The sequence below is a fragment of the Arthrobacter sp. AIWTK1 genome, from assembly GCF_056680535.1.
On record NZ_CM155287.1, the window covers coordinates 533,508 to 556,226 of the forward strand.

The 22,719-nt window shown below is 65.1% G+C and carries 18 protein-coding genes; 12 read left to right on the top strand and 6 right to left on the bottom strand.

Annotated features, from left to right (window positions below; translation table 11 throughout):
• Position 1: 1 nt before the first annotated feature.
• Positions 2-2,347, top strand: coding sequence for a hydantoinase B/oxoprolinase family protein (locus AC1MDG_RS02595; protein ID WP_479807345.1), 2,346 nt, complete (start codon positions 2-4; stop codon positions 2,345-2,347).
• 122 nt (positions 2,348-2,469) lie between these two features.
• The gene (locus AC1MDG_RS02600) at positions 2,470-3,291 is read left to right on the top strand and encodes a hypothetical protein (protein WP_479807347.1); all 822 of its coding nucleotides are present in this window, start codon (positions 2,470-2,472) and stop codon (positions 3,289-3,291) included.
• A 10-nt stretch (positions 3,292-3,301) separates the two neighbouring features.
• On the opposite strand, the gene AC1MDG_RS02605 is transcribed toward AC1MDG_RS02600, so the two are convergent.
• From AC1MDG_RS02605 to AC1MDG_RS02620, 4 genes are all read right to left on the bottom strand, one after another.
• Positions 3,302-6,106, bottom strand: a complete 2,805-nt coding sequence (locus AC1MDG_RS02605; RefSeq protein ID WP_479807349.1) for a winged helix-turn-helix domain-containing protein — start codon at positions 6,104-6,106, stop codon at positions 3,302-3,304.
• A gap of 139 nt (positions 6,107-6,245) precedes the next feature.
• Entirely contained in the window at positions 6,246-7,442 is a 1,197-nt protein-coding gene (locus AC1MDG_RS02610) for an acetyl-CoA acetyltransferase (protein ID WP_479807350.1), read from the bottom strand.
• Entirely contained in the window at positions 7,439-8,128 is a 690-nt protein-coding gene (locus tag AC1MDG_RS02615; RefSeq protein WP_479807352.1) for a CoA transferase subunit B, read from the bottom strand. The genes AC1MDG_RS02610 and AC1MDG_RS02615 overlap by 4 nt, the downstream gene beginning before the upstream one ends.
• A gap of 85 nt (positions 8,129-8,213) precedes the next feature.
• Positions 8,214-8,933 (bottom strand): CoA transferase subunit A, encoded by a 720-nt coding sequence (locus tag AC1MDG_RS02620; RefSeq protein ID WP_479807353.1) that lies wholly within the window; start codon positions 8,931-8,933, stop codon positions 8,214-8,216.
• Positions 8,934-9,133: 200 nt separating this feature from the next.
• Between AC1MDG_RS02620 and AC1MDG_RS02625 the strand changes: the two genes are divergently transcribed.
• The 3 genes from AC1MDG_RS02625 to AC1MDG_RS02635 all read left to right on the top strand — a co-directional run bounded on the left by AC1MDG_RS02625 (position 9,134) and on the right by AC1MDG_RS02635 (position 12,139).
• On the top strand, positions 9,134-9,919 hold the full coding sequence (locus tag AC1MDG_RS02625) for an IclR family transcriptional regulator (RefSeq protein WP_479807354.1): 786 nt from the start codon (positions 9,134-9,136) through the stop codon (positions 9,917-9,919).
• Between the two features lie 315 nt (positions 9,920-10,234).
• Positions 10,235-11,191, top strand: coding sequence for a plastocyanin/azurin family copper-binding protein (locus AC1MDG_RS02630; RefSeq protein ID WP_043477704.1), 957 nt, complete (start codon positions 10,235-10,237; stop codon positions 11,189-11,191).
• 45 nt (positions 11,192-11,236) lie between these two features.
• The gene (locus tag AC1MDG_RS02635; protein WP_479807355.1) at positions 11,237-12,139 is read left to right on the top strand and encodes an NADP-dependent oxidoreductase; all 903 of its coding nucleotides are present in this window, start codon (positions 11,237-11,239) and stop codon (positions 12,137-12,139) included.
• Between the two features lie 185 nt (positions 12,140-12,324).
• Here AC1MDG_RS02635 and nadE read toward each other — a convergent pair whose 3' ends face one another.
• Positions 12,325-13,146: an ammonia-dependent NAD(+) synthetase gene (nadE, locus tag AC1MDG_RS02640; RefSeq protein ID WP_043477706.1), complete on the bottom strand. Its 822-nt coding sequence runs from the start codon at positions 13,144-13,146 to the stop codon at positions 12,325-12,327.
• Positions 13,147-13,209: 63 nt separating this feature from the next.
• Positions 13,210-14,259 carry a LacI family DNA-binding transcriptional regulator gene (locus AC1MDG_RS02645; protein ID WP_479807358.1) on the bottom strand — a complete coding sequence of 350 codons (1,050 nt, stop codon included), beginning with the start codon at positions 14,257-14,259 and terminating at the stop codon, positions 13,210-13,212.
• A gap of 240 nt (positions 14,260-14,499) precedes the next feature.
• Here AC1MDG_RS02645 and AC1MDG_RS02650 point away from each other — a divergent pair, with 240 nt between their 5' ends.
• The 7 genes from AC1MDG_RS02650 (at position 14,500) to AC1MDG_RS02680 (ending at position 22,715) form a co-directional block, all read left to right on the top strand.
• Positions 14,500-15,348 (top strand): sugar phosphate isomerase/epimerase family protein, encoded by an 849-nt coding sequence (locus tag AC1MDG_RS02650; protein WP_479807360.1) that lies wholly within the window; start codon positions 14,500-14,502, stop codon positions 15,346-15,348.
• Positions 15,345-16,367, top strand: coding sequence for a Gfo/Idh/MocA family protein (locus tag AC1MDG_RS02655; RefSeq protein ID WP_479807362.1), 1,023 nt, complete (start codon positions 15,345-15,347; stop codon positions 16,365-16,367). Before AC1MDG_RS02650 ends, AC1MDG_RS02655 begins: the two co-directional genes overlap by 4 nt.
• A 206-nt stretch (positions 16,368-16,573) precedes the next feature.
• Positions 16,574-18,100, top strand: coding sequence for an ABC transporter substrate-binding protein (locus AC1MDG_RS02660; RefSeq protein WP_479807364.1), 1,527 nt, complete (start codon positions 16,574-16,576; stop codon positions 18,098-18,100).
• Positions 18,101-18,106: 6 nt separating this feature from the next.
• Positions 18,107-19,048: an ABC transporter permease gene (locus AC1MDG_RS02665; RefSeq protein WP_043477720.1), complete on the top strand. Its 942-nt coding sequence runs from the start codon at positions 18,107-18,109 to the stop codon at positions 19,046-19,048.
• Entirely contained in the window at positions 19,045-20,904 is a 1,860-nt protein-coding gene (locus tag AC1MDG_RS02670; RefSeq protein ID WP_479807365.1) for a dipeptide/oligopeptide/nickel ABC transporter permease/ATP-binding protein, read from the top strand. The genes AC1MDG_RS02665 and AC1MDG_RS02670 overlap by 4 nt, the downstream gene beginning before the upstream one ends.
• Positions 20,901-21,776 carry an ATP-binding cassette domain-containing protein gene (locus AC1MDG_RS02675; protein ID WP_479807367.1) on the top strand — a complete coding sequence of 292 codons (876 nt, stop codon included), beginning with the start codon at positions 20,901-20,903 and terminating at the stop codon, positions 21,774-21,776. Before AC1MDG_RS02670 ends, AC1MDG_RS02675 begins: the two co-directional genes overlap by 4 nt.
• 78 nt (positions 21,777-21,854) lie before the next feature.
• Positions 21,855-22,715 carry a sugar phosphate isomerase/epimerase family protein gene (locus tag AC1MDG_RS02680; protein WP_479807369.1) on the top strand — a complete coding sequence of 287 codons (861 nt, stop codon included), beginning with the start codon at positions 21,855-21,857 and terminating at the stop codon, positions 22,713-22,715.
• Positions 22,716-22,719: the final 4 nt, after the last annotated feature.

A 22,719-nucleotide genomic window follows, 5' to 3' on the forward strand; every position in this document is an offset into this window, starting at 1 on the left:
AATGACGCTTACAGCAAATGAACCCAGCACTTCTGGCACAGCCGGAGATACAGCCGGAGAAGCAGCTTCCCAGCCGCTGACTGCCCAGGAGCAGCAGTGGGTGGACCAGTTCATGGACGAAACAACCCTGTTCCTCGGCCCGGACCCGGCCATCATGCGAAGCCACCAGATCACGTCCCGCTCCGCCTACGAGGAAGAGTGCATCTCCAAGGGCGTGGACCCCATCAAAGTGGACCGCATCCGCAAGCGCCTGGCCGGCGCCCTGGATGAGGGCTACGAAATGTGCGAGGCCATGGGTGCCGCTCCCGGTGCCAAATGGGGGGACCTGACGACGGCGATCTACACCGCCGAAGGGGACGTCACGTACCTGTCATGCCACGGCGTGATCGCGTTCTCGGCGATCCTGCACCACCCGATCCGCTACATCATGAAGTACTGGAAGGACGAGCCGACGGTGGGGATCAACCCCGGCGACGGATTCATCCACAATGACGCCCGGTACGGAAACGTCCACAACACCGACCAGTCCATGATCATGCCGATCTTCCGCGGGGGAAAGATCATCGCCTGGGTCGCCGCGACCATCCACGAAGGCGAAAACGGGGCCTGCGAGCCCGGCGGCATGCCGTCAGGCTCCGAGACCCCGTTCGACGACGGACTCCGGATGTCCCCGTTCAAGATCGTTGAGAAGGGCGAGCTGCGCCGGGACCTGCTGACGTTCCTGCAGCACTCGGTTCGCGACCCCAAGCTGCAACTGGCTGACCTCAAGGTCAAGATCGGTGCCGTCCAGCGCATCCAGGAGCGGGTCGACAGCATCATCGACGAAGTGGGAGTGGAGACCTTCGTCGCTGCCCTGCGGGTCACCGTTGAAGACGTGGAACAGGAAGTCAAGCGCCGCATCAGTGAACTGCCGGACGGGACCGTGTCCTTCAACCAGTTCATGGACTCCACGCTCAAGGAGAACATCCTGATCAAGTTCGCCTGCAAGGTGACGGTCAAGGGTGACAAAATGACCGTGGACTTGAGGGGCACAGGCCCCGAAATCCTCAACCGGGCCATCAACTCCCCGCTGTGCTCGGTCAAGTCGATGATGATGCAGGCGATCCTGGCATTCTGGTGGCCTGACCTGCCCCGCTGTACTTCGGCAATGTCGCCCATCGACATCATCTCGGATGAACACACGTGGGCCGACGCCGGTTACGACGCACCGATGGGGCAGTCGCTGCAGGCCTCGTTCCGGGGATTCTCTGCCCTCCAGACAGCCTTTGCCAAGATGCAGTTCTCCAATCCGGAGAAGTTCTCCAATGTCCTGGCTCCGTGGTTCAACCAGATCAACACCTTCCTGTGGGGAGGCCTGACCCAGCACGGCGACCAGGTGGGAAACCTGTGTGCCGACCTCAACGGCATGGGCGGCGGGGCGAAGGCATTCCGCGACGGTGAAGACGCCGTCTCACCGCTGTTCTGTGCCATGGCGGACACCGCTGAACAGGAAGTCATGGAAGAGGAAGTACCTTTCATGCAGCTGGTCAGCAAGCGGATCGTCCGGGACAATCAGGGCTTCGGCAAGAACAGCGGTGGCATGGGCTACGAGATGATTGTTGCCGCCGAGGGAACGCCGATGTGGGGCTTCATGACCGTTACCTCGGGGTCCAAGTTCTCGTCCGTCACGGGAATGTTCGGCGGCTACGGCTGCAGCACAACGCCGCTGGCCATGGTCAAGGGCATCAACATCTACGACGTGATCCGCAAGGACTCCAGCAAATTCGATTTGTCCATGGAGCGGATCATGAACGAGCAGCCCTATGAGGGCGGTAAGTACACCACTTCCCATATGGGGCTGCAGTTCGACGTCGCCAAGGACGGCGAGATGTACATGATCGCCCAGGGCTCCGGCGGGGGGTACGGCGACGTTCTGGAACGCGATCCGGAAGCGGTGGCCAAAGACCTGGAACTCGGCCGCATTTCACCGAAGGTCGCCACCAGCATCTACGGCGTCGTCTGGGATCCCGAAACCTTCGTGGTGGACCAGGAGGCAACCGCACGGTTGCGCCACGACTCACGGCAGGCGCGGATCGCCCGCGGCAAGCCGTACAAGGAGTTCCTTGAGGGCTACGTGAAGACCGAGCCCCCGAAGGACCTGCTCTACTACGGGTCCTGGGGCGACGACACGGAGGAGCTCACCGCCACCCACTTCACCAACAACGGACCGGAACGGGTCAAGGCGACCATCGACAAGCTGCCGCTGATCATGCTTCCGGACCGCAGGGAAGTGAAGATCAGCGCACTGGAGGACCGGATCCGCGAGCTCGAACTCAAGCACGGGGAAGTTGTCCACCGCAAGTCCTAGACCGTTGCGGCCCGTCCCGACTTGGGACGCAGCAACTCGGAAGCCTTCAGCGCCGCATCCTCCCCATCCAGGACGGTGCGGCGCTGAAGTCCTTTATCAGCCAAAGTATGGAGAAAGACGTCATGACCACTTCCACAGCCACCACCCTCGCCAGCGTTGTTGCCTCCCCTCCGTCCGGGCGGCCGAAAGCCGTGGTGTTCGACCACCACGAGTACGCAGCTTCCGTGATTCTTCGCGGGCGGCCCGTCCCGTGGGACAACGCCACTGCGTACGCGGCTTTCTTCGCCCAGGCACAGGGGCTGCTCCGGCCGGACGTGGCGCTCCTGGACCTGAACCGTTTGTACGGTCACCTGACAGCCGGCAACACCAGGCTCGAGGCCGGCATGGCGGCCAGATCCCGGACAGGGTTCGCGCTGAGGACTTTGCTGGGGGACGAGGACCTTAACCGGGCGGTGCTGGACTTCGTCACCGTGTTCGCCAAGACAGCCCGCCAGCCAGTTGTGCTGCGCATCCCGTCGCCGATGATGTGGCTCAGGGGCACGCATCACCTCTCGGGCGCGGAGGACGCCAGCGACCTCGACGCCGACAACGCCGAGAATGCCTCCATGTATGTCAGTGACTGGCTGCGGGCGTTCGCGGGACTCCCCATCGCCGGCATCCTGCTGGACAACCGGACCCCTTCCGGTGCCTCCCGCGGCGTGCACGTTCCGTTGGAGGCCTACACCCCGATTGCCAATCTGGCCGGCAACTACCGTTGGACGCTTGGGCAGCTCGACGACGACCAGACGCGTCTGCACGGGGACGCTGCCGTTGGCGCCTATATTCCTGCAGGGTTCTGGCTGGAGCGGGACGTGGAACTCCCTGCCGGGGACTTCTACCTGGGCGAGATCCCCGGCACCGCTTCGCCGGAGGTGGTCCTGGCCAGGCTGGAAACCCTGGGGTGACTGCCCCGGGTTACTTCGGGGGGAGCAGGTGCCGGCGTCGGGCCTCTACGACGCAGGCCCTTCTGTCGCTGACGCCGAGAGTGTTGAACAGGCTCTTGAGATACCACTTGACGGTGTTGATGCCCAGATGCAGCTCCTGGGCGATTTCGCGGTTGGACCGATCCTTCTCGACAAGGCGCAGGATCATCTGTTCGCGTTGCGACAGGCCTGGTTCCGGAACGGTGGTGCCCGCGCCGGTGGTGGGAGAGAGTGCCTCTGCAGGCCACCCGGCATCGCGGGTGGTCCTGGCCTGGGCATCCAGCCGGATGAGGATACTGAGGAAACGGGCTAGCTCGTGGCTGCTCCCTTCCGCGACGGGCTCGCGCCGGAGCCTGGCCGAGGTGGCGCGCACCAGCTCCAGGCAGCTTGCGCCGCCATCGAGCACGGGCCGGACCAGGCCCAGCCGGGTACACGTCTCCAGGGCCGGCCGGAGCGTTGATTCGGCTTCCCCGCGGTTCCCCGCCTGTTCGAGGGCGGCCGCCAGCAGGATACGGGCATTCAGCTCTGCCCTCGGCCCCAGATAGGCTGCGGCCCGCGACAGCAGTCGGCGGGCGCCGTTCACCGTGTCCAGCTGGCCGGGGGAGTCCGGGCCTTCGTGCCCGGCGTCAGCCATGGCGGACCGCAGCTGCGTGGCCAGCCGGATCTGGTGCTTGGTCTCGGCCAGCCCTTCCAACCGTGGTCCGGTGGTGTCCGCCGGGTCCCGGGCGGCGCCCACCAGGGCACCATGGGGTTCGGCGTTGACGGGCCGGGGGCTGATTCCCAACTGCACGCGTTCCAGATTCATGGCCAGTTTGAGCCGGCTGAGGCCTAGACTGTCGGCCACCAGATCGCCTTCATCGAGTATTTCCCGTGCCCGCGGCGTGTCCCCCCGGAGTGCTTTGATCCTTGCCAGCGTCCCGTACGTGGACAACATGAAGTCCACCACCCCGCCTTCGGAGCCCAGCTCGCGGGTTTCCTCCAGCAACTTCTCGGCTTTGTCGAGTTCGCCGCGTTCGTACAGGAGCTGGCCCATCATCGCTCCTGCCAGCCGCGCCGCATGTGAGTACCGCCCTGCCTTGCGGCGGCCGAGTTCCACCGCGGACGTGAAGTGCTGGTCCACGCTGTCCAGATCGAGCAGGGCGTAGGCGGCAAGACCTGCGAAACAGTGTCCGTACACGCCGCTGAAGGGTCCGGAGGTGAGGCCGTGGAACTTCGCGGCCCAGCGCTGTTGTTCCAGTGCGAGAGGGTAATCGCCGTCGTGGATCTTCTTGAACGTTGAGACGTTCGCGGCCACTGAGACGATCCAGGGCCGGAGCAGGTCCGCCTGGGCGAAGCACCTCTCGTCCAGTTCGTCCACGTGATTCACCCGGTCGCTGTACATGTCGATGCAGCTCTGCACCACCAGCCCTTCGACGTCCAGTTCAAAACGGTCGTGATCGGTCAGCGTCGCATCGGAGGGCATCACGGCTTCGGCCCGGTCCAGGGCACTCTGCGCCGCTGCAGATTGGTGGAGCAGCGTATGGGCCCACGATATCGCCGTCTGGAGACGGGCTTGCCCGGCCACATGGTCAGCCGGGATCTTGCTGACAAGAGCCAACAGGGTGGACATGCTGGAGTGTTCCACCAGCCACATTGCACGGAATTCGACAATTTCCACTGCGAGCTCAACGTCCCCGGCGGCGAGCGCATGGTCCACTGCGTCGCTGGGGAACCCGTTTTCCGAATACCAGCGGGCCGCGATCAGGTTCAATTCCTTGGTCCGGCCCGGGTAATCGCGCTCCAGGCGGCGGCGCAGGTAGTCCTCAAACAGGTGGTGATAGCGGTACCACGTGCCGTCCTCGTCAAGCGGCTGCAGGAAAAGGTCCTGTGCCTGGATCTTCTCCAGCATTGCCTGGCCCAGTTCCACCCCCGAGAGGGCTGACGCCAGCCCCGCGCACAGCCGCTCCGGAACCGACGTCATCAGGAGGAAGTCCAGCGTCTCGGGGTCGAGGGTGTCGAGGACGTTTTCAGCCAGATATTCACCGATGGACGCGTGCCTGCCGGAGAGCCGTTCGATCAGCTCGGAGGCCTCGCGGTGGTCCCTCAGGGACAGGGAAACCAGCTGCAACGCAGCGATCCAGCCCTCGGTCGTCCGGTGGAGGCTGGCCACGTCTCCCGCGTCCAGATCGAGCCGGTTGATGCCCACCAGGAAGTCCTGGGATTCGTTTTCATCGAACCTCAGCGCGACCGCGTCCACTTCGACCAACTGGTCCCGCACCATCAGCCGGCCCAGTGGCAGGCCCGAGCGCGTGCGGCTGGTGATGATGAAGGACAGATGTGAACCGCCGGCTTCGAGCAGCCGTTCCACCACCGCCCGGGTTCGGGGCTCCGTGACCAGGTGCCAGTCATCCAGGGTGATGACGATGTCCCGGCCGGCTTCATCGATGGCGTTGATGAGTGCGGGAACCACGTATTGCTCGGCGTCGTCCGGACGCTCCTCCAGCAACTGCTGCAGTTCCTCCTCGAGCCCGGGCCAGGCTTTCCGGATTGCCTGCAGCAGATGGGAAAGGAACCAGATGGTGTTGTTGTCGTCCCGGTCCAGGGACAACCAGACGGTAACGAGGCCCTGGGAGGCCAAATTTTCCATCCATTGGGCGGCAAGGGTCGACTTGCCAAAGCCAGCGGGGGCATGGATCAACGCGAGCCGCCGTTTCCGGTCCGAGTGGAGCATCTCGGTCAGCCGGGTGCGATGAACCCACTGTCCAACCGGCTCGGGCGCGCGGAACTTGCTTGACGCACTGGGTGGTCCTGTCGGCATCCGCCACCTCCTTGTGGTCCGGCGTTTGCCGGGAATGCATTTGGCCCTCTGAAATCCTATGGGAACCGCGGCATCATAGACAGCGGTGACCCCTTCCTGCTCTTTCCTGCGGTTCCCGGACCCCCGCTGGTTGGTTCCCTTAGACCGCCTCAAGCACGCTGACGTAGTTGGCGATGCCCACTCCACCCATGTTCTGCACGGCGGCGCGGCGCGGGTTGGCCAGCTGCATGGCGCCGGCGGTGCCGGTGAGCTGCATGGCGGCGATGACATGCTGGGAGACACCGGTGGCACCCACGGGGTGGCCCTTGGCCTTGAGTCCGCCGGAGACGTTGATGGGCAGCTTGCCGTCCTTGAAGACCCAGCCTTCCTCAATAGCGCGGGTCCCCTGGCCGGGTTCGGTCAGTCCCATGGCCTCGTACATCAGCAGCTCGGCGATGGTGAAGCAGTCGTGCACTTCAGCGAAGTCCAGGTCTTCAAGCCCGACCCCGGCCATCCCCAGTGCGCGCTGCCAGGACGCCCGCGTCGCCGCAAACGCCGTGGGGTCGCGCCGCTCGGCGGGGAAGAAATCGTTCGCATGGCCGAAACCGGCGAGCCGCACCGGGGCGGTGGCCCCGCCGGTGGGCGAGACGGAAAGCACGACGGCGGCGGCGCCGTCGGACACGGGGGAGCAGTCGGTGCGGCGCAGAGGGTCGGCCACCATCGGATTCTTGTCCGAAACGGTGCGGCAGAATTCCTCGCCGAGGTCCTTGCGGAGCTGGGCGTAAGGGTTGTCCACGCCGTTGCGGTGGTTCTTCGCGGCGATGGTGCCCAGGACGTCGGACAGGTTCCCTGCGCCAGCGCCATAGCGCTTCTCGTAATGCTTGGCCACCTCGGCGAACAGGCCGGTGAAGCCGGTGGTGGAGGTTTTGCCGGCCATGTCGTAGTCCGCGCCGAGCAGGGCCGCCCCGACGACGTCGGCGCCGGCCTGGGTCATCTTCTCGGCGCCGATCACGAGGACCGTCTTCGCGGTACCGGCCAGCAGGGACTTGGTGCCCTGCTGGAACGCGGCCGAGCCGGAGGCGCAGGCGTTCTCCACCCGCGTGGACGGGACGTTGGCGAGCTGCTCCGAGACCTGCAGGGCCAGCGAGGACGGGAACGCCAGCGGCATCATGCCGGAGTTGAACTGGCCGAGGTAGATCTCGTCAATCTGGCCCGGCTCGATCCCGGCGTTGCCGATCGCTTCCGTGGCAACCTGGACGATCAGGGACTCCAGGGTCTCGTCCGTGAGTTTGCCGAAGCGGCTGTGGCCCCAGCCGGTGAGCAGGATATCTTTTCCGAATTGTTCGCGCAGGCTCATGCTGTGGCTCCTTCAAGGGTGGGGGTTGAGTCGAGGGAAGGGGCGACGTCGAACGCGGCTTCGGTCTTCCCGCGGATCTCCTCGACGGTGACGCCGGGGGCGAGGCGGGTCAGCGTGAGCTGCCTGCCGCCGTCGTCCGTCTTGTCAAGGTCAAAGACCGCCAGGTCGCTGATGATCCGGTCAACGCAGCTCAGCCCGGTGAGGGGCAGGGTGCATTCGGTGACAATCTTGGCGGTGCCGTCCTTGGCGTTGTGTTCGGTGAGGACCACGACGCGCGGGGTGCCGGCCACGAGGTCCATGGCGCCGCCCATGCCCTTGACCATCTTGCCCGGGATGGTCCAGTTGGCGAGGTCGCCGCTGCCGGAGACCTGCATGGCGCCGAGGATGGCCACCTTCACGTGGCCGCCGCGGATCATGCCGAAGGACGCGGCCGAGTCGAAAATGCTGCCGCCGGGCAGCACCGTGACCGTTTGCTTGCCGGCGTTGATCAGGTCCGCGTCCTCCTCGCCCTCGTAGGGGAACGGTCCCATGCCGAGCAGGCCGTTCTCGCTCTGGAGCACGACGCGGACGCCGTCGGGCAGGTTGTTGGCCACCAGCGTGGGGATGCCGATGCCGAGGTTCACGTAGTCGCCGTCGTTCAGTTCTTCGGCCGCGATGGCAGCCATTTCATCCCTGGTCCAGGCCATGGGGTTCTCCTTGGGTTCTTGAAGTCTATTGGGGCGGGGCTTAAGTGTTCGTTCGCGCTGGGGGGCCGGGCAGGAGCGCCGGCTGTCAGGCGGGAACCGGCTCGGCGGCGCGGGAGCGTACCGTGCGCTGTTCGATGTCCTTGACCCTGTCGCTGGCCTGCACCAGGCGCTGGACGAAGACGCCGGGGGTGATGACGTGGTTGGGGTCCAGCTGGCCGGGCTCCACGATCACCTCGGCCTCGGCGACCGTCACCGCACCGGCCGTGGCCACCACCGGGTTGAAGTTGCGGGCGGTGTAGCGGTAGATCAAATTGCCGTCGGTATCTGCGGTGTGCGCGTGGACCAGTGCGACGTCGGCCAGGATGGCGCGCTCCTGGACGTACGTTTCGCCGTCGAACTCCGCGAGCGGCTTCCCCTCGGCGACGAGGGTGCCCACACCGGTCTTGGTGTAGAACGCCGGGATGCCGGCGCCGCCGGCGCGGAGGCGCTCGGCGAGGGTGCCCTGTGGGGTGAACTCCACTTCCAGCTTGCCGGCGAGGTACTGCTCGGCGAAGAGCTTGTTCTCGCCCACATAGGAGGCGATCACCTTGCGGACCTGTCCGGCTTCGATCAGGATGCCGAGGCCTTTGCCGTCCACGCCCATGTTGTTGGACACCACGGTGAGGTCCCTGACGCCGGAATCGCGGACGGCCTCGATCAGGTCCGCCGGGATGCCGCTGAGGCCAAAGCCTCCGACGGCGAGCGTCATGCCGTCCCGCAGTACGTCCTGGAGCGCGGCGGCCGCGCCGGATTTCACCTTTGACATTGCATCTCCTCATTGAGCCTTTAAAGCAATCCACTTTGTGGACTGTTCCTCTGGTATTGGAGCCTACGGTGCCGAAATGGGCACTGTCAATGGACGATTTTGCCCTAAACAGCAGCATTTTTACAGTGTGGACGGTAGGCTTATGCGTGTCCATAATATGGATAGTTTGGGTGGATCTAACGCAAAGTCCGAGGAAAAAGATGTCTTCATTACCGGTCCAGGGCGCACAAGTCGTCAGCCGCGTCGCGTCCCTGCTGCGCATTGTCGGACGGAAACCGGAAGGTTCCCCGCTCGTGGAACTCGTCAGGGAATCCGGGCTCACGCGCCCCACCGTGCACAGGCTGCTTTCCTCCCTGGCTTCCGAGGGCTTGCTGGACCAGGACCCGCAGAGCGGCAACTGGGTGCTGGGTCCTGAGATCCTGCTGATGGGGTCCGTGGCCTCAGCCCGCTTTCCGCTCGAGGACATTGCCCGGCCCAGCCTCCGCCGGCTCGCTGAGGAGACCGGCGAGAGCGCCTTCTTCTCCATCCGCCGCGGAGCGGAAACCGTGTGCCTGCTCCGCGAGGAAGGCAGCTTCCCGGTGCGCTCCTTTGTGCTGCATGAAGGCGTCCGGTTCCCGCTGGGGGTGGCATCCGCCGGGACCGCGATCATGGCGTTCCTGCCCGAGGCGGAGCAGGAGGAGCTGCTGGCCGGCTGGGCCGCACATGCCGGCAGTTTTGCGGCGGCTCACACCGAGGCGCTGGTCCGGGAGAACCTGGCCAAGACCCGGCAGGCCGGCTACTCGGTCAACCCCGGGCTGGTACTGGAGGGCAGCTGGGGCATGGGTGCAGCGGTCTTCGACCAGCGCGGGCGTCCGGCCTGGGCGTTGTCGCTGACCGGAATCGAGCCGCGTTTCAAGGGGGAGCGGCAGGAGACGCTGGGCCGCCTCCTGATGGAAGAGGCGCACCGGATCTCCACGCTGCTGACGCGGTCGCCGGGCGGAGCCTGACGTTGCGCTGGAGTATCGACAAATCCCCGGGCTCGGAGCACGATTGGACTGTATCGGCAGCTCCCAGTGCGGCAGCTGCGCTAGTGGTACTTCTGAAGTTCACAGGAACCGCGTCACGCCTCATAACGGGTGGCGCGTCGGATCCTCATCACTTCTTCCCCGCCTTGAGCCTGGGTAGCCGCGGGGGAGGAGGCACGTGGCTGGCGTATGCCGGGCGGGCACCGGGCCGACGTCGTTGACGACAACCGGAACCGTCAGACCGGTCTCCCGGCCCCAAACGAGAACACAGCGAAACATACAGAAGGAATGAGTCTTATGGCTCTCCAAAAAGAAAGCCGCCGAATGGTGCGCGCGCTCCTGGCGGCCTTAATCTCGCTGCTCATGCCGGTGGCACTCAGTGGCACCGCCGTCGCGGACGGCGGGAAATCACCCAGGACCTGGACTGTCCAGGTTGGTTCCGAGTCAGCGGATCAGGCGATCCAGGGGATGTCCTTCCTCCCGGAAAACATTTACATCAATGCCGGGGACAGGATTACCTGGAAAGCGAACGCGGCAGAAATCCATACCGTGACGTTCCTTGCCGAAGGCCAGTCTCTGGAGTCCACGCAGCCGTTCAACCCGGGCAATCCCCAGTACGTCGAAGCGCAGGGTGGCAAGTCCTACGACGGAAAGTCGTATTACAACTCCGGTGTGATGACGAACGTGTCAGACAGCGGCTTCAAGGAAGTGGGACGCTACTCGCTGAAATTCCCGGACCCTGGCGAGTTCACGTACTACTGCCTGGTCCACGGCATGGCCATGAAGGGGACCGTCCACGTGCGCGAGGCGGGAACTGACTACCCTTACACCCAGTCGCAGTACGACCGTCAGTCAAACAAACAGGAGAGGAAAATCCTGCGGGATGGATACGAGCAGTGGGACGCAGCACGGGCCAAAGCCGATGACCACACCGTCATCGCAGGCACCGACAACGAAACGGCCATGCTCATGCGGTTCGTCCGGGCCCACATCGTGGTCCACGTTGGCGACGAAGTGACCTTCGTGAATGACGGCATGGGAGCCCCGCACACTGTCACTTTCGGTGAAGAGCCGGCGGATGAGTTCGCTGCAGTGGGAGATCCCGCTGACTTCACCGGCGGGGACCTGAGCTCGGGCCTGATGCTGCCGAAGGGCACCTTCACTGTGAAGTTCAACAAGGCCGGAGAATTCGACTACATCTGCGCCCTCCACGACTTCATGGGGATGAAGGGGACGGTGGAAGTCCGGGACTGACCTGAACCTGCGGACCCTACTGGACGAAGGAGCGGGAGCTAGGCCGTGGGCATCAGGATGCACTTTGCGGAATTCGGCGGCCCGGAGGCCGTTACCGCTGACGAGGAGGAGCTGCCGCCGCCGGGCGACGGCGAGGCACAGGTGGACGTGCGCGCCATCGCCGTCAATCCGATGGACTGGAAGGTGGTTGCCGGCTACCTGCAAGCGTTCCTACCGCTGCAGCTGCCAGCTGTTCCCGGGTGCGAAGCGGCCGGAACGGTGACCGCCGTCGGCAACGGCGTCACTGACCTCAAGGTGGGGGACGAGGTCATCTGGAACGGCGTCGCCGGAGGCTACCGCTCGGCGGCCAACTTCCCGGCCGGCCAGCTGACGCCCAAACCCGCAGCCCTGGACTTTGAGCAGGCAGCCTGCGTGTCGATCGCCGGCGGTGCGGCCTATTCAGCCATCGTCCAGCTGGGGATCGGCCCGGGTGACACGGTTCTGGTCCATGGCGCGGCGGGCGGGCTCGGCTCGGCGGCGGTGCAGATCGCCCGGAACCTCGGTGCCCGCGTCATCGGCACCGCTTCGGAGCCGAACCATGAGTACCTTCGCGGTCTCGGAGCCGAACCCGTGACTTATGGCGAGGGGCTCGTGGACACGGTCCGCTCCCTGGGCGGCGTCACCGCAGTGATGGACACCGTTGGCGGAGAGGAAGCGACGGCGGCGATCGTCGCGTTGCTGGGCGGCCACGGCACGGCCGTGACCACTGTGCCCGGGAAGGAGTCCAACGCCGCCGGAATTGCCCGGATCCGGCTGCTGGAGGGGCGGGTGGCGGCAGCGGCCAGGCTGGCTGCCGAGGGAAAGCTCCGCTTCCACATCCAGGAACGGCTCCCTCTCACCGAGGCGGCCCGCGCACTGGCCATCAGCCGCGCGGGCCACGTCCGGGGCAAGATCGTGCTGATTCCGTAAGCAGCCCCTCGACGTCGACCCGGAAAACCGTTCGGGGCAAACCGTCCGGGGCAAGCCGTCGCGGGGCACTTTGACACGGCCACGCCGGAACTGCGGGCCGCAATGGCCCAACCGGTGCCCAACGTGCCCCGTTTCGGGTCATGCAGTTTCGGTTCAGAGCCCTGCCCGGGGATCCGCGGCTACGGCTATTTCCACCAGGTATCGAAGATGGTGACCGGGACCGTGCGCTTGTGGCGCGTACGGAGGTATTTCTGCTCGATCGATTCGGCAACGGCGTCCGGGACGTCGCGGCCTTCGAGGTAGTCGTCGATCTGGTCGTACTTCAGGCCCAGTTCGTCCTCGTCCGTGCGGCCGGGTTTGCCGTCGAGGAGGTCGGCCGTGGGGACCTTCTCCCAGATGCGGGCGGGGGCGCCAAGCTCGGCGAGGAGCGCCCGGTTCTGGCGCTTGTTCAGCCCGAACAGTGGCAGGATGTCCGCGCCGCCGTCGCCGTACTTGGTGAAGAAGCCCGTCACTGATTCGGCGCCGTGGTCCGTTCCGATGACCAGGTAGTTGTGCTCGCCGGCGAGGGCGTACTGCGCGATCATCCGGGTGCGGGCCTTGGTGTTGCCCTTGTGGAAGTCGGAGATCCCGTTGCCCACCGTCTTTTCGAATTCGTCCTCGAAACCGTCCACCGCGGCGGAGATGTTGAACGTCCACTCGGTCTTGGCCTGGATGAAGTCCAGTGCTGCCTGGGCGTCGTCCTCATCGTGCTGCACGCCGTAAGGAAGGCGGACAGCCACGAAGTTCGCTTCTGTTCCTTCCGCCGCGAGCTCTTCGACGGCGAGCTGGGCCAGCCGGCCCGCGAGCGAAGAATCAAGGCCTCCGGAGATGCCCAGGACGAAGCCCTTGGTGTTCGTGGCCTTGAGGTATTCCTTCAGGAACGTGACGCGTTTGCGCACCTCCCCGGCGGGGTCGATCCGGGGCTGGACGCCCATTTCTTCAATGATCCTGGCCTGGAGTTCGCGCATGTGATCCAGACTAGCCAGCAGTGTCAACCATGCTCAACTGTGTCCGCCTGAATCAGCGCGGAATTACTGCGCGGTTGGACCAGGCACAGGACCGGGCGCAGGCGCCGGACCGGTGGAGCCGCGGACGGTCAGATGCGTGGGCATCACGGACCGGCTGCGGGTGCCGCCGCCCGCCAGCGGGTTCAGCTGGGCCAGCAGCATGGAGACTGCCACGCGGCCGGCCTGTTCGATCGGGGAGGCCATGGTGGTCAGCGGCGGATTGCAGAAGTCTGCGCCGAAGATGTCGTCGCAGCCCACAATGCTCATGTCCTCCGGAACCCGGATGCCGCGTTCGCGGAGGCGCTGGAGCATTCCGATGGCGATGAGGTCGTTGAACGCGATGCAGGCGGTTACTCCGCTGTGCACGGCGGCGTCCGCGGCAGCTGCACCGGACTGTGTCTTGGGGGCGAACGGCCCCAGCCGGCGCACTTCGACGCCGCGCTCCTCGGCCGCTTTGGACAGGGCGGTCCAGCGCCGTTCGCTGGATTGTGAGGTGGGAGGTCCTGACATGTAGGCGATCCGGGTGTGGCCCAGCGAAACGAGGTGGTCCAGTGCCTGGCTGGTGGCGGACGGAGTGTCAATGAGGACAGCGGGGACGCCCGGGACGTCCCGGTTGATGGTGACCATGGGCATCTTCGCCGCGGCCGCGAGCAGGGCGTCGTCACTCAGGCGGGACGCGGCCACCACGATTCCGTCCGCGCTCTTGCGCAGTTGTTCCATGGTGCTGGCTTCCACCTCGTCGGATTCCTCGGTGTCCACCAGCAGCTGGGTGTACCCGGCCGCTTTGAGCTGGAGCTGGGTGCCCCTGATGAGGTCGAAGTAGAACGGGTTGGTGATGTCCGGAACCAGCACTCCCACTGCGCCCGTGCGGCCGGAGCTCAGCGCCTTGGCCTGGCTGTTGGGGATGTAGTTCAGCTGGGCCGCCGCGGCCTCGATCCGCTGCCGTGTCCTGATATTGACGCGGTCCGGGGTGGAGAGCGCCCGGGACACGGTGGAGGCCGCCACGCCGCAGAGGGCGGCAATGTCGTGGATCGTGGGCGGGCGGTCCACTGCTGCTGGTTGCGTCGTAGCCACGGCGCTCCTCTCTGAACGTGGTGGCCGGGCCGTGACGGCCGGGTCGGTGGTATGGACCTGTGACTGCGGCCACAGGTCCATACAGCAAAGAATGCCACAGATTGTCAAACAATGGCAACCGGTTGTCACGCGTCGCCGGGCTGGCTACACTGGGCTGGACACCGTTTGTGAACTGCGTCACCGCGCTGGAGCTGGAATGCGAGCTGCCGCGCGGCGGCCGCGAAACCCAGGAGATCCCGCGTGAGCAATACGACAACCGCAGTCTGGCCGCTTTCAGGCTTCGGCGATGAAATTGATCCGGACCCCGCGGTGCAGGCCGCAGTGTTGCTGGCGCTGGGGGCGGGCCACATCGAGGTCCGCAGCGCCTGGGGCACCAACGTTTCCGAACTGGAACCGCAGCAGGTTGCCACGCTCAAGGAAATCCTTGACGAGAAGGGCCTCAAAGTCTCTGCCGTGGCCAGCCCCATCGGGAAGGTGGACGTGGGCCTGCCGGTGGAACACGAACTGGACCGGCTCCGCCAGATCATCTCCGTGGCCAGGGGCCTGGATACCAAGTACGTCCGGATCTTCTCGTTCTACCGGGCGGAAGGCCGCAGCGCTGAAGACATCCGCGACGACGTCATGGTCCGCATGGGTGCGCTGGCAGCGCTTGCTGAAGAGTCCGGCGTCGTACTCCTGCATGAAAACGAAAAGGGCATCTACGGGGACACCCCCGAGCGTGTCCTGGACATCATGAAAACCGTGGACTCCCCGGCGCTGCGCATCGCCTGGGACAACGCCAACTTCGTCCAGGTGGGCGTCAAGCCCTACACCGACGGCTACGCCATGCTGCGCCCCTACCTCGAGTACTTCCAGGTCAAGGACGCCCTGTCCACCACCGGCGAAGTGGTGCCCTCCGGCGAAGGCGACGGCGAGCTGGATGCCACCATTGCCGCCCTGAAGGCCGACGGCTTCACCGGCTTCGCCTCCCTGGAACCCCACCTGGCCAGCGCCCACGAGCTGGGCGGTTTCTCCGGGCCGGTGGCCTTCGGCATCGCTGCCCGCGCCTTTGCCGCGCTCGCCGCAAAGAACGGGATTGAACTCTCGTGAGTACGACGGCGGCGGTGATCGGATGCGGGGACGTTTCCGCCGTGCACTTCGAGGCGGTGGCAAAGCTCGACGGCGCCACGCTGGTTGCGGTCTGTGATGCGGATCCGCAGCGGCTGGCTGCAGCCGTGGCCGCCTACGGCGTCCCCGGTTTCGCCGACCACCTGAGCCTGATCGACACCGTCCGGCCGGACGTGGTGCACATCTGCACCCCGCACGACCAGCACGCCTCGCTGGCCGCGGACTGCCTGGAACGCGGCGTCAACGTCATCGTAGAGAAGCCGCTGGCCCACACCCTGGCCGAGGGCCGGCGGCTGGTGGAAGCCTCAGTTGAAGCCGCCGCGGCGGGCACGGCGAAAATAGCGGTGTGCTTCCAGAACCGGTACAACGCGACATCGCAGGCGATGCACGCCCTGCTGCAGTCCGGCGAGCTGGGCGCGGTGGTGGGAGCATCGGCGACCGTGATGTGGCAGCGCTCCGCCGGGTACTACCAGGACCGGCCGTGGCGGGGGACCTGGGCCGGCGGTGGCGGCGGGTTGATGATGAACCAGGCCATCCACACCGTGGACCTGCTGCAATGGCTGGTGGGCGACGTCGTCGCTGTCACCGGAAACGCCTCCACGCGGTTCCTGGGTGGCGCCATCGAGGTGGAAGACACTGCGGAATTCGTGGCGGAACACGCCAACGGTGCCCGGAGTGCCTTCTATGCCACCCTGGCCAACGCCTTCAATGCGCCGGTGACGCTCGACGTGGTCACCGAAAAGGCGGTCCTGAGCCTGCGCGGCGACCTTACGGTGACCCATGCGGACGGACGCGTGGACGTCGTTCCTGAGCGCAGGAGCGACTCCGGCGGCCGGTCCTACTGGGGTGTCTCGCACGAACTGCTGATCAACGATTTCTATGGCCGCCTGGACGACGCGGAGCCCTTCTGGATCAGCCCCGCGGAAGCCGAAAAGTCGCTGGCAATCATCAAGGATGTCTACCGGCAGAGCTACCCGGAGTCCGCGGACCAAGTGTCCTAAAGGGTTCAGAAGCAGGCGATTGCAGTCGGTTGCGGCCCTTAGAACATTTCATTTGCGGGTATTTATCACGATTATTGCAACACTTTTGACAATCGGTTGCCAAAGCGGGCAACACTGCGTACTGTGAGTCTCACAAGGCCGATGTGGCCCACGCCACACTGGCCTATTCCGTAAGCCTCACGTTCCACAGATTCTAGGAGCCAACAATGAAGTTAGGTCCCAAAGCGGTAGCAACCGCCCTCACCGTCAGTGCGGCCCTCGCGCTGACCGCGTGCGGCGGCGCCGCGAACTCCGGCCAGGCGGCCGGTGCGGCTGCCACCGCACTGACCATCGGCACCATCCAGGACGTACGTTCCTGGGACCCGGCCCAGGCTCACGTGGGGCACGCGCTCCAGCCGTACCAGGCTGTGTACGACACACTAATTCTGCGCGAACCGGACGGAAAGCTCAGCCCCATGCTGGCCACCGACTGGAAGTACAACGACACCAACACGAAGCTCACCGTGGACTTGCGCACGGACGTCACTTTCAGCGACGGTGCCAAGTTCGACGCCGAAGCCGCCAAGGCCAATATGGACCACTTCAAGAAGGCCAACGGCCCGCAGATGGCCCAGCTCGCCTCGGTCCAGGATGTAGCCGTGGTGGACGCGGACACCATTGATATCAACCTCGCCACGCCGGACCCGGCCCTGGAGTACTTCCTGAGCCAGGCAGCCGGCCTGATGGGCAGCCCCAAGGCGCTGGGAACCGAAGGCATCAAGACGGAGCCGGCCGGGTCCGGCCCCTACGTTATGGACAAGGCAGGCTCCGTCAAGGATTCCCAGACCGTGTTCAATGCCCGCAAGGACTACTGGAACAAGGACCTGCAGAAGTACCAGAAGCTGACTTTCAAGATCCTGGCGGATATTACCGCCCGCACCAACGCCCTGGTTTCCGGCCAGGTTGACGCCACAATCCTGGACCCCAAGACGGGCAAGCAGGCCGAGGGTGCCAAGATGAAGCTCGCCGCCAACGAGGTGGACTGGCAGGGACTGCTGCTCATGGACCGCGACGGCGTTAAGAACGCGCCGCTGAAGGACGTCCGGGTCCGGCAGGCCATCAACTACGCGTTTGACCGCAAGACGATCCTGGACCAGGTCATGCTGGGCCAGGGCACTCCCACGTCCCAGCCGTTCGGCAAGGCCAGCGGAGCCTGGACCGAAGAGCTGGAGAACCACTACAGCTACGATCCGGCCAAGGCCAAGCAGCTCCTCAAGGAAGCCGGCTACGAAAACGGCGTCACCCTGGAAATCCCGAGCATCCAGAACTTCGAAACCCAGATCTCCGTAGTGAAGCAGCAGTTGGCGGACGTGGGTATCACGCTCAATGTCGGCGCGGCCCTGACCAACACCTTCACGTCTGACGTCGCAGCACAGAAGTACACCACCATGTTCTTCTCCCTCTTCCAGGGCGAGCCGACGGTTGCCATCAACCAGATCATCTCCACCAAGGCGCTCTATAACCCGTTCAAGAACGCCTCCCCGGAGCTGGACGCCAAGATTGAGGCCGTGCGCACCGGTGGCGCCGACGCCGGCAAGCTGGCGCAGGACGTGAATAAGTACGTCGTTGAGCAGGCGTGGTTCGCCCCGCTGTTCCGCGTCAACCAGATGTACTACCACAACTCCAAGGTGGACGTGGAGCCGCAGATCCAGCAGGCCGTTCCTTCCATCTACAACTACTCACCGGCCAAGTAGGACACCATGATCAGGTTCATTGCGAAGAGGCTGGGCAGCGGGCTGGTGGTGCTGTTTGTTGTCTCGGCGATCACCTTCTTCCTGCTGTACATGTCCAGCGGGAGCATCGCCCGGAACATCCTGGGCGACCAGGCCACGGCTGAGCAGGTGGCGCTGAAAGAAGCGGAACTGGGGCTGGACCAGCCCCTGGTGGCCCGCTACTTCTCCTGGGTGCTCGATGCCCTGGGCGGCAACCTGGGTGCTTCGTGGTTCACCTCGGAACCGGTGGCCAACTCCCTGGCCAGCCGGATTCCGGTCACCATGACCATGGTTTTCGCCGCAATGATCCTGATCGCAATTTGCGCCGCCCTCATCGGCGTTACTGCCGCGGTGAAGCGCGGCTGGGTGGACAGGGTGGTCCAGGTTGGCGCCATCATCGGGGACTCCGTACCGGGGTTCGTGATCGGCGTCATCCTGGTCACCGTCCTGGCCATCCAGCTGGGCCTCTTCCCGGCCACCAGCACCATTTCCCCCGAATCCGGGCCCGACGCGTGGGTCTACTCCATGTCACTGCCGGTGATCGCACTGCTGGTCAACGGCGTCACCGGCGGCGCACAGCAAATCCGCAGCGCCGTCATCAAACAGCTCGAGCGGGACTATGTCCGCACTTTGCGCAGCCGCGGCATCGGTGAGCGCGAGATCCTGTTCAAGCACGTACTGCGCAGCGCCGCTCCGGCCGGCCTCACCGTGCTGAGCCTGCAGCTGATCGGCATGCTTGGCGGCGTGGTGATCATCGAGCAGATCTTCGCCCTCCCGGGTATGGGGCCGCTGGCGGTCACCGCCACCGGCCAGTCGGATCTACCCGTGGTGATGGGTGTCGTGATGTACACGGTGGTCGTCGTCATCGTGGTGAACCTGCTGGTGGACATTCTCAATGGCTGGCTCAACCCGAAGGTACGTGTGTCATGAGCGATTCAGTAGAAACCGCGGCAGTAGCGGCCACCGTGCCTACCGGGCAGAGCGGTACGGTGGTCCGTTCCACCGTCCTGCGGCGCCTGTTCAAGAACCCCCTTGGCATCGTTGCCATGGCGATCCTGCTGGTGATTGCGCTCCTGGCCATCCTGGCTCCGGTCCTCGCGCCGTTCGAGGAGAACTACTCGAACATCGCCAAGACGCTGGCCGCCCCGGACTCCGTGAACATCCTGGGAACGGACAGCGCCGGGCGCGATGTCTGGAGCCGCCTTCTGTTCGGGGCGCAGCTGACCCTTCTGTCCGCTTTGCTCTGCGCGGGCGTTGCCATCGCCATCGGCCTGCCCGCCGGCCTGATCGCAGGCTACTACGCCGGAAAGTTTGAGGCGGTCTCCAACTGGGTAGTCAGCATCCTCATGAGCCTTCCCGGCCTGATCGTGCTGCTGACCATCCGGGCGGCATTCGGACCGTCCGTATGGATTTCCATGATCGCCTTCGGCATCCTGATCAGCCCGTCCTACTTCCGGCTGACCCGCACGGCCGTGCAGTCGGTACGCAATGAGCTGTACGTTGACGCCGCCCGGGTGTCCGGGCTCTCCGACTGGAGCATCATCGCCCGCCACATCTTCTCCGTGGTCCGCGCCCCCATCATCATCCAGACCGCGGCCATCGCCGGAGTGGCCATCGCCATCCAGTCCGGCCTCGAGTTCCTTGGCCTGGGTGATCCCAGTAAGGCAACCTGGGGCGTGATGCTCTCCGAGGGTTTCAAGAACGTCTACCTCACGCCCACGCTGCTCTTTTGGCCGGCCTTTGCCATGGCGCTCACCATCGGCGCCCTGGTGCTGCTCGGCAACGCCATCCGTGATGCGCTGGAAGACGGCGAGAAGATCAAGCACCGCAGGAAGCCTCTGTCCCCGGCCACCGCCACAAACAATCCCACGACTGCGGCGCCCGCTGCCGGGCGCCCGTCACGCAAGTCCGTGGCCGCCGTCGACGCCGGAACGGAGCACCACCTGGTGAAGGTGACCAATCTCGGCGTCGGCTATCCGCAGGCGGACGGCTCCGTGAAGAAGGTGGTGGACGACGTCTCCTTCCACGTTGACCGCGGGGAGATCCTGGGCATCGTGGGTGAATCCGGTTCGGGCAAGTCCCAGACGGCGTTCTCCATCCTGGGGCTACTCCCGGATAACGCCCGCATCGTGGCAGGTTCCATCCAGTTCGATGGCAACTACACCGTGGCCCCCGGCGACGAACGCGTCAACCAGGGCCGGCTGTCCAAGCTGCGGGGCAAGCGGATCTCCTACATTCCGCAGGAACCCATGAGCAACCTGGACCCGGCCTTCACCATCGGCTACCAACTGGTCACGCCCATGGTGCGTGTCCTCGGCATCTCCAAGGACGAAGCCCGCAAGCGGGCACTGAAACTGTTGACCGACGTCGGAATCACCAACCCGGAACGGACCTTCAGCGCCTACCCGCACGAAGTCTCCGGAGGCATGGCCCAGCGTGTGCTGATTGCCGGGGCCATCAGCTGCGAACCGGACCTGGTGATCGCGGATGAGCCCACCACGGCGCTGGACGTCACGGTGCAGGCGGACGTGCTGGACCTCCTGCGCGAGCTCCAGCAGCGCCTGAACATCGGCGTGATCCTGGTGACCCACAACTTCGGTGTGGTGGCCGACCTCTGCGACCGCGTGGCCGTGATGCAGAACGGCCGGCTGGTGGAGGAAGGCTCCGTCCGCGACATCCTCCGCAACCCCAAAGAGCAGTACACCCGGACCCTCCTGGCGTCCATGCTTGAAGGCAAGACACCCATGTCCATGCTTGTATCCAGCCAGAAGGAGCCGGTCGCATGAGCACCACGGAGAACGCCCCGCTGCTGACGGTGGACAACCTGGTGGTGGAATACCCCAGCAAGAAGTTCCGCGCCAAGCCGTTCCGGGCCCTGACGGACATCAACATCACCATCGGCCGGGGCGAAACCCTGGGCCTGGTGGGGGAGTCCGGTTCCGGAAAGACCACCCTGGGCCGCGCCGTCCTGGGCCTGGCCCCCGTGACAGGCGGCAAGATCATCTTCGAAGGCCAGGACATCAGCCACGCCACGCGCAAGCAGCGGCGGACCCTGAGCCGGGACCTCCAGGTGGTCTTCCAAGACCCGTACACCTCGCTCAACCCTGCACTGGAGATCGGCGACATCCTCGCCGAACCCCTCGGCGTGCAGGGCATGGAACAGGCAGCGGCGAAGAAACGGGTCAAGGAACTGCTCGACCAGGTGGGGCTGCCCTCGGATGCCATCCACCGCCTGCCGCGGGAGTTCAGCGGCGGCCAGCGCCAGCGTGTGGCGATCGCCCGGGCCCTTGCCCTCTCGCCCAAGCTGATCGTCTGCGACGAACCCGTCAGCGCACTGGATCTGTCCACCCAGGCGCGCGTCCTGGACCTGTTCCTGCAGATCCAGAAGGACACCGGCGTTTCCTACCTGTTCGTCTCCCACGACCTGGACGTCGTCCGGCACATCAGCCACCGCGTGGCCGTGATGTACCACGGCGAGATTGTGGAGCAGGGGCCGGCGGAGATCGTCACCCGGGACCCGGAACACCCCTACACCCAGCGTCTGCTGCTGGCGTCCCCGGTACCCGATCCGGACCGGCAGGAGCAACGCCGCGCGGACCGCCACCGGCTCCTGGAGATCCAGCGGCAACAGACAGAACAGGCCGGCGCTCTCGCCTGACACCGGGCGTCAGCAAAGGTAACAGCAGCAAACCGGCAAAGCGGCCCTCGAGGGGCCGGAACATTACGGAGGAACACAGTGGCCAAAATAGGCGTACAGGCGATGATGCTGAAAGGCAGCTTCAGCGAACTCGGGGCGTTTGAGACGCTCCGCAAGGTCAGCGCGATCGGTTACAACGCCGTCGAGATTTCCCAGATTCCGATGACTCCGGAGAACGTTGCGGAGCTGGACCGGTCCCGCAGTGAACTGGGCATGGACATTGCGGCGCTGTCCGTGGCGATGGAAACCCCCAAGGGCATGCCGGCCGATTCGCTCAAGGACCATTTCGACAAGGTCGTGGATGACGCCCGGCGGCTGGACACGAAGCTCCTGCGGATCGGCATGCTCCCGTTCCCTGCCATGAAGTCGATCCACGCCGTGGTGGACTTCGCCAAGCAAGCCAACGAGTACGCCGAGCGGCTGCAGGAGCAGGGCATCGGTCTGTACTACCACAACCATCACATCGAGTTCGCGAAGTTCGACGGCAAGTACATGCTGGACGTCATCGCGGAGAACTCCCCGGCCATGGGCATGGAAATCGACGTCCACTGGGTGCAGCGCGGCGGCCTTGATCCGGTCCGGACGCTGGAGAAGTACGCAGGCCGCACCGCCATGGTCCACCTGAAGGACTACCGGATCGGCCAGATGCCGGAATCGTCCTTCACCCTCCTGGAATCGGGTGACTTCGCTGGCTTCATGGCGGAGTTCAGGAACGTGGTCCAGTTTGCCGAAGTGGGCGAAGGAAACCTGGACTTCCCGGCCATCATCCCGGCTGCGGAGGCCGCCGGCGCTCAGTACCTGCTGGTGGAGCAGGACGAACTCTACGGCCGCACCGTGTGGGACGCGCTTCAGACGTCCTACGACAACCTGGCCGCCATGGGCCACTCGAACCTTTTCTAGACCA

Coding starts and splice junctions, on each gene's coding strand:
- AC1MDG_RS02595 (WP_479807345.1), top strand. CDS start 2: ATGACGCTTACAGCAAATGAACCCAGCACTTCTGGCACAGCCGGAGAT.
- AC1MDG_RS02600 (WP_479807347.1), top strand. CDS start 2,470: ATGACCACTTCCACAGCCACCACCCTCGCCAGCGTTGTTGCCTCCCCT.
- AC1MDG_RS02605 (WP_479807349.1), bottom strand. CDS start 6,106: ATGCCGACAGGACCACCCAGTGCGTCAAGCAAGTTCCGCGCGCCCGAG.
- AC1MDG_RS02610 (WP_479807350.1), bottom strand. CDS start 7,442: ATGAGCCTGCGCGAACAATTCGGAAAAGATATCCTGCTCACCGGCTGG.
- AC1MDG_RS02615 (WP_479807352.1), bottom strand. CDS start 8,128: ATGGCCTGGACCAGGGATGAAATGGCTGCCATCGCGGCCGAAGAACTG.
- AC1MDG_RS02620 (WP_479807353.1), bottom strand. CDS start 8,933: ATGTCAAAGGTGAAATCCGGCGCGGCCGCCGCGCTCCAGGACGTACTG.
- AC1MDG_RS02625 (WP_479807354.1), top strand. CDS start 9,134: ATGTCTTCATTACCGGTCCAGGGCGCACAAGTCGTCAGCCGCGTCGCG.
- AC1MDG_RS02630 (WP_043477704.1), top strand. CDS start 10,235: ATGGCTCTCCAAAAAGAAAGCCGCCGAATGGTGCGCGCGCTCCTGGCG.
- nadE (WP_043477706.1), bottom strand. CDS start 13,146: ATGCGCGAACTCCAGGCCAGGATCATTGAAGAAATGGGCGTCCAGCCC.
- AC1MDG_RS02660 (WP_479807364.1), top strand. CDS start 16,574: ATGAAGTTAGGTCCCAAAGCGGTAGCAACCGCCCTCACCGTCAGTGCG.
- AC1MDG_RS02665 (WP_043477720.1), top strand. CDS start 18,107: ATGATCAGGTTCATTGCGAAGAGGCTGGGCAGCGGGCTGGTGGTGCTG.
- AC1MDG_RS02670 (WP_479807365.1), top strand. CDS start 19,045: ATGAGCGATTCAGTAGAAACCGCGGCAGTAGCGGCCACCGTGCCTACC.
- AC1MDG_RS02675 (WP_479807367.1), top strand. CDS start 20,901: ATGAGCACCACGGAGAACGCCCCGCTGCTGACGGTGGACAACCTGGTG.